9 protein-coding genes are annotated in these 11029 nt (G+C 32.0%); all 9 read right to left on the minus strand.

The window, feature by feature from the left end; genetic code table 11:
* Window positions 1-4 precede the first annotated feature (4 nt).
* Window positions 5-1633 carry a trehalose synthase gene (locus ES044_RS09530; protein WP_147117847.1) on the minus strand — a complete coding sequence of 543 codons (1629 nt, stop codon included), beginning with the start codon at window positions 1631-1633 and terminating at the stop codon, window positions 5-7.
* Complete coding sequence (locus ES044_RS09535; RefSeq protein ID WP_147117848.1) at window positions 1633-3570, minus strand: alpha-1,4-glucan--maltose-1-phosphate maltosyltransferase; 1938 nt, start codon at window positions 3568-3570, stop codon at window positions 1633-1635. Before ES044_RS09535 ends, ES044_RS09530 begins: the two co-directional genes overlap by 1 nt.
* A 44-nt stretch (window positions 3571-3614) precedes the next feature.
* Window positions 3615-4880, minus strand: a complete 1266-nt coding sequence (locus ES044_RS09540) for a glucose-1-phosphate adenylyltransferase (RefSeq protein ID WP_147187055.1) — start codon at window positions 4878-4880, stop codon at window positions 3615-3617.
* A 4-nt stretch (window positions 4881-4884) separates the two neighbouring features.
* Window positions 4885-6090, minus strand: coding sequence for a glycogen synthase (gene glgA, locus ES044_RS09545; protein ID WP_147117850.1), 1206 nt, complete (start codon window positions 6088-6090; stop codon window positions 4885-4887).
* Window positions 6091-6298: 208 nt separating this feature from the next.
* Window positions 6299-6880, minus strand: coding sequence for a hypothetical protein (locus ES044_RS09550; protein ID WP_147187057.1), 582 nt, complete (start codon window positions 6878-6880; stop codon window positions 6299-6301).
* Between the two features lie 83 nt (window positions 6881-6963).
* On the minus strand, window positions 6964-7308 hold the full coding sequence (gene rplT / locus ES044_RS09555) for a 50S ribosomal protein L20 (RefSeq protein WP_147187059.1): 345 nt from the start codon (window positions 7306-7308) through the stop codon (window positions 6964-6966).
* 151 nt (window positions 7309-7459) lie between these two features.
* Complete coding sequence (gene rpmI / locus ES044_RS09560) at window positions 7460-7657, minus strand: 50S ribosomal protein L35 (RefSeq protein ID WP_147117853.1); 198 nt, start codon at window positions 7655-7657, stop codon at window positions 7460-7462.
* Between the two features lie 126 nt (window positions 7658-7783).
* Window positions 7784-8311, minus strand: a complete 528-nt coding sequence (gene infC, locus ES044_RS09565) for a translation initiation factor IF-3 (protein WP_018943135.1) — start codon at window positions 8309-8311, stop codon at window positions 7784-7786.
* Between the two features lie 105 nt (window positions 8312-8416).
* Window positions 8417-10357, minus strand: coding sequence for a threonine--tRNA ligase (gene thrS / locus ES044_RS09570; RefSeq protein WP_147187061.1), 1941 nt, complete (start codon window positions 10355-10357; stop codon window positions 8417-8419).
* Window positions 10358-11029: the final 672 nt, after the last annotated feature.

Raw genomic sequence — 11029 nt, forward strand, 5'->3', positions numbered from 1 at the left:
AATTTTATGAATTCATAATGTTTGCAATGCCTTTTAATGGAATGATTGTCCATTTAGGTCTTGAATTAAGTTCGTATCCTAACTCGTAAATTGCTTTTTCTAATAAGCAATATTTCAATAAAAATATTCTTTCGTTTCTATAGCCAATATGTAGGTTTGCATTTTTGGTAGTTTCTACATAGGTTTCCATAAAAACGGCAATCATGTATTTATAGAGGAGTTCGCCGTAATCGAATACCGCTTCTTGATTTTTTTCGTATTCTTTTTGATGATTAAAAATAGTAGCATAAATTGCGTAATGAAAAGATCTAAACAAACCGGCAACATCTTTTAGCGGTGGCTGTTTTACTTTACGATCACGAATACTACTTTCTGGTTCGCCTTCAAAATCTAAAATACAAAAATCGTCATCTTGCACCAAAATTTGTCCCAGATGATAATCCCCATGAATTCGGATTCTTTCTCCTTTAAATTTTGTCCAATCAAAATTTACCAAGCGTTTTCTAATCTCATTTTTTTGTTCTAAAAACTCTTTTGCCAACTGTAAAGAGTATCCCTCTAATGTATGCAAATTATTTTCTGCGAGGCTTAATCTATTTTGAAACTGATACGTTAATCTATTTTTTAACCAAACGGAATAATCGCCATTAAACCGAGTGGGTGTAAAAGAAGTTTCGGCAAATTCAGAACCCAAAGCCGCATGCATTTCTGCAGTTCTTTTAGCGAGTAGTTTTACTTTATTCAATAAATGAAGTCCCACCCAATCGATAATTTGAGGAGAAATTTCTTCAATTTTTAAGCGTTCAAACATTTCTACGTCAGGTAAATCTTTAAGAGAAATTTTTTTTAAATCAATATTTAAAAATATTTTATGAATTTCTTTTAAAAAATATTCCCAAGCATCACCGTTATTAGGTACTAACTTTTGCATTAAACCAATCGTAATGTTGATGTTGTCTGAATCAATAATATTAATACTACCTAAATAAGGAGGCGTGTTTTTAAAGGCTGTTTTATCTGATAAAAAACGACTCATTTCATAATCTGGATTTTTATCAGCATAAATTCTTCTAAAAAATTTGAGAATAAAAGCATCATTATAAATAATGGAGGTATTGCTTTGTTCTACGCCTATAAATTTTGAAGATTCATACAAAGGAAAGTTAAAACTTTCTGTTTTATGATATTGAACAGGCGTTTTATCAACGGGCAAAGCTGTACTAATTCTGTCGTAAACTACTTTTCTAAAAGATGCTAAATAAATTGCGTCTACAATAAATCCTTTTTGGTTGTTCAAGGAAATTGAAAGAATTTTACTTTCTGGAGTAATACTAGCATCAGAAGTAAATGCAATGGGTATAAAGTAATGGTGATAAAAAGCTTCTTTAAAGTTTACTTCTAGAAGTAAGCCAAAGTAGATTTCGCCATCTTGCTGAATTTTAAAATACTCGCTTAATTCGATATACTTTAGTTGGCTAGATTTGCCTGCAAACCAGCGTTGTTTTTGAATATATTTTTCTAAAACATCAGACAATAATACATTTACAAACACTTTATCGTCTATTAATTCTTCCCATTTTTTATTGGATGAGAAGATAACAGCATCAGAATTTGTAAATGTTTTGGTTGTCATTATTTATTAATTTTAAAAATATGGAACGGTAAAGTAGCATGTAATTCTACATAATTCCACTCATTATACCAGTTATAAGAATTTTTTGTAATTAAATCTACAACTTCTACTTTATGACCGTGGGCAACTCTTAATTCATTTAAGGGTACTTGAACAGAACCCGCTTGTGAGTGATAAGAATCTAAACTAATTACTGTTAAGGTTTCATTAGATCGATCATCATTCCATTTATAAAAAGCGATTAATTTTTCGTTGCCAGTTTCTAAAAAGCGAATATTATTGGTTTGTTGATACGACTCGTTTTCTTTTCTAATTTGATTGATTCTACTTATTAGAAAGGTAACTTTGTTTTCTTTAAACCAGTCATAATTGCATAACTGAAACTTTTCTGACATGTAATATTCTTCCTTACCGGCAATGGGTGTATCGATCATTTGCTCAAAAACAGGACCATAAATTCCTATATTAGAACTTAATGTTGCTGCTAAAGCATATCGTTGTAGGTATTTACTTTCAGGTGCGCCTTGTAAATGATACGGATTAATATCTGGTGTGTTTGGCCAGAAATTAGGTCGCATATATTCTTTTTGATTGGTTTGAGTCAATTCATTCATGTATTCAATTAATTCATGTTTAGAATCTCGCCAAGTAAAATAGGTATACGATTGTGTGTAGCCCTGTTTTGCTAGTTGATGCATTATTTTTGGTCTGGTAAATGCTTCTGCTAAAAATAAAACATCAGGATGTTGTCTTTTTATTTCAGCGATTACCCAACCCCAAAAATAGTAGGGTTTTGTATGCGGATTATCTACTCTAAAAACATTAATTCCGCAATCAATCCAATATAAAAAAGTATCTAAACACTCTTGCCAAAGATTTTTATAATCTTCAGATTCCCAGTAAATAGGTAAAATATCTTGGTATTTTTTTGGCGGATTTTCTGCATATTGTACCGTTCCATCGGGTCTCCATTTAAACCAATCCGGATGTTCTTTTACCCAAGGATGGTCTGGAGCAGCTTGCAACGCATAATCCATAGCAACTTCAATCCCTAATTCTTTTGCTGTTGCAACAAGATGTTTAAAGTCGTTTAAAGAACCCAATTCTGGATGAATGTCTTTATGACCGCCATGTTTAGAGCCAATTCCCCAAGTTGAGCCCACATCGCCATCTTGGGCAACTGTCGTATTATTTTTGCCCTTTCTGTTTACTTCACCAATAGGATGAATAGGAGGGAAGTATAAAGTATCGAATCCCATTTGGGCAATTCTTGGTAATAATCTATGGCAGTCATTAAACGTACCATGTTTGCCCTCTTGTTCTGATGCAGAACGCGGAAAGAATTCATACCAAGTAGAAAATCTCGCCTTTAACCTATCTACATATACTTTATAGTCTGCTGAAGTTTGAGTTAATAATTTCTCTGGGTTATTTTTAAGGATGCTGGTAAGTTTTTCTGAAACAGCTTCTTTTACTGCTTCGGCATACTTTTCTTTATCTTTAAAAATAAGAATAAGATGAGCTAAATACTCTTTTTCTTCTGTATGAACCCTGTCTAATAAGGTCGATAAAAGTTCTGCGCCTTCTAATAATTCTGAATTTACATGCTGGTAATCATCAATTTTTCGGCCAATTCCGTGTTGCCAGTTTAAAGCATAATCTACCCAACCTTCTATTTTATAAGAATAAGAACCTTGCTTGGTAGTTTGAAAGCTCGCCATATATCCGTCATTAGAAGTTGGATGCATGCGTGTTTCTGACCAAGATTTTTCTGATTCGTGTTTGTAATGTAAACTTGCTTGCAGTACATCATGACCATCAACCAAAACATCTGCGGTTACATGCACAATTTCGTCTACAATACGTTTTATAGATACTGTTCCTTGGTTTAATTGTGGAGCAATATTTTCGATAACAATTCTACTTTGATTTTGCATTCTATTACGTTAATTTTTATACTAATAAAGTAAGATATTTTTATTTATCCAATACTGGTTCCTCTCGGTATTGTTGCATCTTTCTTAATAACTACAATACCATCTTTAACCAAATAAGTATCTGTTTCTACATCATCTATATGTCTGCCACCATTAATTCTAACATCGTCTCCAATTCTACAGTTTTTATCAACGATACAATTATGAATGTAACATCTATTGCCAATTCCCATAACAATATCTACGTTGTTTTTATGGATAAAATCAAGAGATTCATAAGAATCATTACCCATCATATAAGTATTAGAAATTAAAGAGTTGGTACCAATTCTAGAACGAATACCAATTACAGATCTTTCTATTTTTTCTGCATGAATAATGCATCCATCACCAATAACAGCTTTGTTTAAAATAGTTCCAGAAATTTTTGAAGTAGGTAAAATTCTCGCTCTTGTATAGATGCCTTTGTTATCATATAAATTAAATTTAGGAACATCATCTGTAAGACCTAAATTAGCCTCAAAGAAAGAATCTATATTACCAATATCTGTCCAATAACCATCATATTGGTAGCTTAATGTTTTATGTTTACCAATTGCTTGTGGTATAATTTCTTTACCAAAATCATTGGTATCTGGGTTTTTCATCAACTTAATGAGTAAATCTCTGTTAAAAATATAAATACCCATAGAGGCTAAATAGTCTCTACCTTGAGCTTTCATTTCATCACCAACATCAGACGTCCAATTTGGTAAAAGTTCTGCAGCTGGTTTTTCAATAAAAGAAGTAATTATATCTTGATCATTGGTTTTTAATAAACCAAATGAAGTGGCATCTTTTGCATTAACAGGATAGGTTGCAATCGATATTTCTGCGCCACTTTCTTCATGTCTCTTAATCATATCATTAAAATCCATCTGGTATAATTGGTCACCAGAAAGAATTAAAGCATATTCAAAGTCATTTTGCAGAAAATGATGCATACTCTGTCTTACAGCATCTGCAGTTCCTTGAAACCATTGGTCACTTTGTATGGTTTGTTCTGCTGCTAATACATCTACAAAAGCATCACTAAAAAAACTAAAATGGTAGGTATTTTTAATATGTTTATTTAAAGAAGCCGAATTAAATTGCGTTAAAACATACATTCTTTTGATATCAGAATTAATACAGTTAGAAATAGGAATATCTACCAATCTATATTTACCAGCAATGGGCACGGCAGGTTTAGACCTGTCTTTGGTTAGTGGGTATAATCTTGACCCCTGGCCGCCTCCTAAAATAATTCCTAGTGCTTTGTCGTTTATCATTTAATTAGTTTTTTACTGATTTATATAATTCTTCTACTTGCTTTGCAATTGCAATCCAATCAAAATGATCTTCGACTCTTTTTCTTCCTTTTTTTGCCATCGATTTTCTTAAAACTGGATCTTTAATTAAGGTATTAATACCATCTGCTAAATCTCTAGCAAATTTATCTGGATGTACAGGTTCAAAAGGAGCAGTTTCTTGCTGTGCTACCGGAACTAAGATACCAGTTTCGCCATGAACAACGACTTCTTTTATACCACCAACAGCACTTGCAACAACCGCTGTATCACAGGCCATTGCTTCAATATTTATAATTCCGAATGGCTCATATATAGATGGGCAACAAAAAACATCCGCATGAGAATATAGCTGAATAATTTCTTCTTTGGTAACCATTTTATCAATCCAAATAACATTTTTACGTGTTTTTTGAACTTCATGAACAGCTACTTCCATTTCTAACCCAATTTCTTTGGTATCTGGCGCACCTGCACAAAGCACTATTTGAGTATCTAAATCAATATATTGTATAGCATTTACCAAATGAATAATACCTTTTTGTCTGGTTATTCTGCCAACAAAAAGTACGTAAGGTTTTGTTTTATCTATCTTATAGTCATCTAAAGTATTAGATGCTGGGGTGGTTATGTATTGTTGAAGATTGATGCCGTTGTAAATAACTTTTACTTTCTTTTCATCAACATTAAAATGTTTTAAAACATCTTGTTTGGTTTCTTGAGATACTGCTATTAGCGCATCTGCCATTTCAATAGCTGTTTTTTCAATCCAAGAAGATGCGTCATAACCACGACCCAATTGTTCTCTTTTCCAAGGGCGAAGTGGTTCTAAAGAATGTGTTGTAATTACAAGAGGAATTCCATAGCAAAGTTTAGCCATGATTCCGGCAAAATGTGCGTACCAAGTGTGGCAATGAATAACATCTGCATCAATAACATCTGCATTCATATGCAGTCCTGTACTTAAAGTTTTAAATACAGCTTTTAATTGATCGTCGGCATTTTCAAAAACCGAATTGTCGTAAGGAAATCCTTTTACACTTAAACTCCCTTCTTTTGATTCTTGATCGCCAAAGCACCTAACTTCAACATCCATCAATTTAGATAATTCAGCTGCAAGATATTCTACATGAACACCAGCACCGCCGTAAACATAGGGGGGGAATTCTCTAGTATAAAAAAGAGTTTTCATAAATTTTAAGTAATTTAAATTAGTTTATTTTTCAGAATCAAAAGATAAGGAAATACTATTTAATGTACTAAAAAATGAGATTCATTTAACGATAGAAACATATTATTATTAAAATGGTAATAATAATATGTTATCTTGACTTTTTTTATAAAATTAGCACTAATTTTTTACATTGATAAAGAATATACGAAGAGTTCGTTTTTAAAAATTAACTACTTCTTAATTTGTTTACTTCATCTTGTAGTTGTCTTCTTAATTTTTGCTCTCTTTCAATAGATTTCTTTCTATGTTGTTCAAACTCTTGTTCAACATCTAATAGGTTGTTTTGAGCTTCTTTAGTAAGCATGTTACTTTGAGAGAATTTAAAGATAAAATAAAATAAGGCTAAAATGGTGATAATTATAATACTCCAGAGCAAAAGATTATAGGTTGTTTTGTCTAATTGAGTGCCAAATAAAGAAATTGAGTTTTCTTTTTTATTTGCAGTGTCTAAATCTAGCTGGGTTCTAGCTAAAAGATTTTTAGTTTTCTTAATATTATCTCGCTCTATTTTTAAAAGACTTTCTTTTTCAGTAATTAAACTTTTAGCATCTTTTAAAGAATCTAAAACATTTTTCTTTAATATTTGATATCGATCTTTACCAATTACTTTGTAGGTTTGGTAGGTAGTCGAAGTTCTATAAATGTCGTCAAATTGAGTTTCAACTGAATTTGATTCGGGTGTTTCTTCTTGAGAAAAACCAGCAAAAGACATCGTTATAAGGAGTAAAGCAAATATATTAACTTTCATGTGTGTGTTTTTTGAGAATGTAAATTTATGAAAAAAACCCAAACTTTACGTTTGGGTTTTTCAATATAAGCAAGTATTATTATTTATTTAATTTTCTCTACAACTGCCTTAAAAGCTTCTGGGCTGTTCATTGCTAAATCGGCTAAAACCTTACGGTTTAATTCGATTTTGTGTGCTTTTACTTTACCCATAAACTGTGAGTAAGACATTCCGTGTAAACGAGCTGCTGCGTTAATACGCACAATCCATAAAGAACGAAAGTTTCTCTTATTGTTTTTACGGTCACGGTATGCATATAGCATTCCTTTTTCAACCGCATTTTTTGCTACTGTGTAAACGTTTTTTCTACGTCCAAAGTAACCTTTTGCTGCCTTCAAGATTTTTTTTCTTCTTTTTCTTGAGGCTACTGAATTTACTGATCTTGGCATAATTTTAATGTTTTTTGTAGTTGGCGATTTATTTTGTTCTTTGTTTTCGTATTTGGGCTGATATTCAACTTATTACTGAAAACTAGTAACTCAAAACTCTTTTTTTTTTTAGCCAAACTCCATGGTTAATACTTAAATTCCCTTGTTAAGATTATTTCAATCTTAATTGTTGCTTAATGTTAGACTCATCAGACTTGTGTACTAAAGTATCATGGGTTAACCTTAATTTACGTTTTTTAGACTTCTTTGTTAAGATGTGACTTTTAAACGCGTGCTTTCTTTTGATTTTACCAGTACCCGTAACTTTAAATCGTTTTTTGGCACTAGATTTTGTTTTCATTTTAGGCATTTCTCCTTCGTTTTTAACTTGCTTATTATCGTTAGTTTTAAAAAACAAAGAGTAATAAAAATAAAAGCAAGCTTATAAAAAGCATCACTTTAAATAGGTATAACTCTTTACCTTTAAACTTATTTTTTATTTCAATTTTTTAGGGGCAATAAACATAATCATGCGTTTACCTTCTAATTTTGGTAGCTGTTCTACTTTACCGTATTCCTCAAGTTCTTGGGCTAATTTTAATAATAAAATTTGTCCTTGCTCTTTAAAAATAATCGAACGACCTTTAAAGAAAACAAATGCTTTTAATTTCGCACCGTCTTGTAAAAATTTTAAAGCATGCTTCTTTTTAAATTCATAATCATGCTCATCTGTTTGCGGTCCAAAACGAATTTCCTTAATGGTAACTTTCGTCGCTTTAGACTTTAAACTCTTTTCACGTTTCTTTTGTTCATACAAGAATTTCTTGTAATCAATTATTTTACACACAGGAGGTTTTGCTTTGGGAGAAATTTCTACCAAATCTAATTCCTGCTCGGTAGCTAACTCTTTAGCTTTATCTAAAGGATATACACCAACTTCTACATTATCGCCCACAAGACGAACTTCGTCAACATATTTTATTTTTTCATTAATCCTATGCTGATCTTCTTTGATTACTCTCAACGGTCTTCTCGACCTACTTCTACGAATTGCTATGACTTATAATTTTTAAATTTAACTTATGTTTTTGTACCAACCTTATCTTTCGATGCTGAAATTCAAATTTACTTAAAATTTCTTCAATGTTTTACTTTCTTCGGCTTTAATTAGTGATATAAATTCTTCTAGTGTAAAAGTACCTAAATCGCCTTCGCCATGTTTTCTAACAGAAACGGTTCCGTTTTCTTCTTCTTTCTCACCAACAATTACCATGTAAGGTATTTTGCTAACTTCTGCATCTCGTATTTTACGTCCAGTTTTTTCACTTCGGTTATCTACGAGAGCGCGAATTTCGGAATTTTCTAACGATTCTAAAACTTTTTTCGAATAATTCTGATATTTATCACTGATTGGCAATAAGATAACCTGATCAGGAGTTAACCATAAAGGGAAATTACCACCTGTATGCTCTAGCAATACCGCAATAAAACGCTCCATAGAACCAAATGGCGCTCTATGAATCATCACGGGTCTGTGAGATTGATTATCAGAACCTGTATACGTTAAATCGAAACGTTTTGGTAAATTATAATCAACCTGAATGGTTCCTAATTGCCAACTTCTGCCTAAAGCATCCTTTACCATAAAGTCTAATTTTGGTCCATAAAAGGCAGCTTCGCCTTCTTCAATCACAAAATTTAAACCTTTATCAGTTGCGGCGCTAATAATTGCATTCTCTGCTAATTCCCAAGTTTCTGCGTCACCAATATATTTATCTGGGTTACTTTTATCTCTAATAGAAACCTGTGCAGTAAAATTTTCAAAACCCAAAGAACCAAAAACATATAAAACCAAATCAATTACATCTTTAAATTCTTGATCTAATTGTTCTGGTGTACAGAAAATATGAGCGTCATCTTGTGTAAAACCTCTCACACGGGTTAATCCATGTAATTCTCCACTTTGCTCGTATCTATATACGGTACCAAACTCTGCAAAACGTTTTGGTAAATCTTTATAAGAATAGGGTTTAAAATTATAAATTTCACAGTGATGCGGACAGTTCATCGGCTTTAATAAAAACTCTTCATCCATTTTGGGAGTCTTTATTGTCTGAAAACTATCTGCACCATATTTTTCATAATGTCCAGAGGTAACATAAAGTTCTTTCTGACCAATATGAGGCGTCATTACCATTTCATAACCTGCTTTTTTTTGCGCAGCTTTCAAGAAATCTTCTAAACGAGAACGCAAAGCAGCACCTTTGGGCAACCATAATGGCAAACCAGCACCAACTTTTTGAGAAAATGTAAATAACTCTAGTTCTTTTCCTAATTTTCTGTGATCTCGTTTTTTAGCTTCTTCTAATAATTCTAAATATTCAGTCAATAATTTCTGTTTCGGAAAGCTAATTCCGTAAACACGGGTCAACTGATTGTTTTTTTCGTCACCACGCCAATATGCGCCCGCAACACTTGTTACTTTTACAGCCTTTATAATTCCCGTATTAGGTATATGGCCTCCTCTACATAAGTCAGTAAAATTGCTATGGTCACAAAAAGTGATTTCACCATCTGTTAAATTTTCAATCAGCTCAACTTTATATTCATTATTTTCTTCCTTATATAAAGACAGAGCATCTGCTTTAGAAACAGGTCTAATAGAAAACTCGTGTTTTCCGCGAGCAATTTCTATAAATTTCTTTTCAATGGCCGGGAAGTCTTTATCAGAAATAACAGCGTCAGCTAGATCTACATCATAATAGAAACCATTCTCAATGGCAGGGCCAATGGTTAATTTTGCTTTCGGATAAAAGCTTAAAATGGCCTCCGCTAAAACGTGCGCCGAAGAATGCCAAAAAGCTTTTTTACCGCCATCATCATTAAAGGTATATAAAATTAACGAACCGTTTGTAGTAAGTGGAGTCGTAGTTTCAATGGTGGTACCGTTAAAATTTGCTGATATCACATTTCTAGCGAAACCTTCACTAATGCTTCTTGCAACTTCTATCGGAGTGCTGTTTTTAACAAACTCCTTAATTGTTCCGTCAGGTAAAGTAATTTTAATCATTTAATAAGTTCTATTTTAGAATGCAAAGGTATTAGAAAACAAATTTTTACACACTATATATATGTACTTATTAAATGAAGCTTTTCTATGAGGTGTTCCCGCGCAAAAAAGCGCGGTCGGGCTTTCCATTATATCTTTTTATGCGTTGTTAATTTAAAGTTCACTATTTAAGAGCACATAGTTGTAAGCTATCAAAAATAATTTCGTTAATTTTTAAGCATAAAAAGGATGCCATTACAATCCCTAACATGAGTTTTAGCATTTTAAAAGAGAGCAATAAAATACAAAAGGGTTTTCTTTTCAACAAAAACAAAAAAATTGGTTTAATAAAGATCGGTTTTTTTACGTGTATCCATATGCTTAAAACAATACTTTGATGCTAGTGAGGAAGAATAGAATTTCAATTGGCCAATACTATTTCATTCCAAAAGTTTTTCGCAATAAAAACGGAGCAACCGAACGATAAAACACCGTTTATTTTAAGAGAGTTCTTACTAATTTTGACGATGCTAAAAAGCAGCATTAAGCATTTCGGCACTTATTTCAAATAAAGGCATTGTTTTCAAAAAAACATTTCTGTGATAAAGAGCCTATTTTGAATGCTTTAAGAATTAAACACAAAAAACTTCAAAAAAGATAGTTTATAAAGTAAAAAGTAGTTGTATGTTTGCA

It is taken from the genome of Polaribacter sp. IC066 (assembly GCF_007997085.1).
Taxonomy (GTDB): domain Bacteria; phylum Bacteroidota; class Bacteroidia; order Flavobacteriales; family Flavobacteriaceae; genus Polaribacter.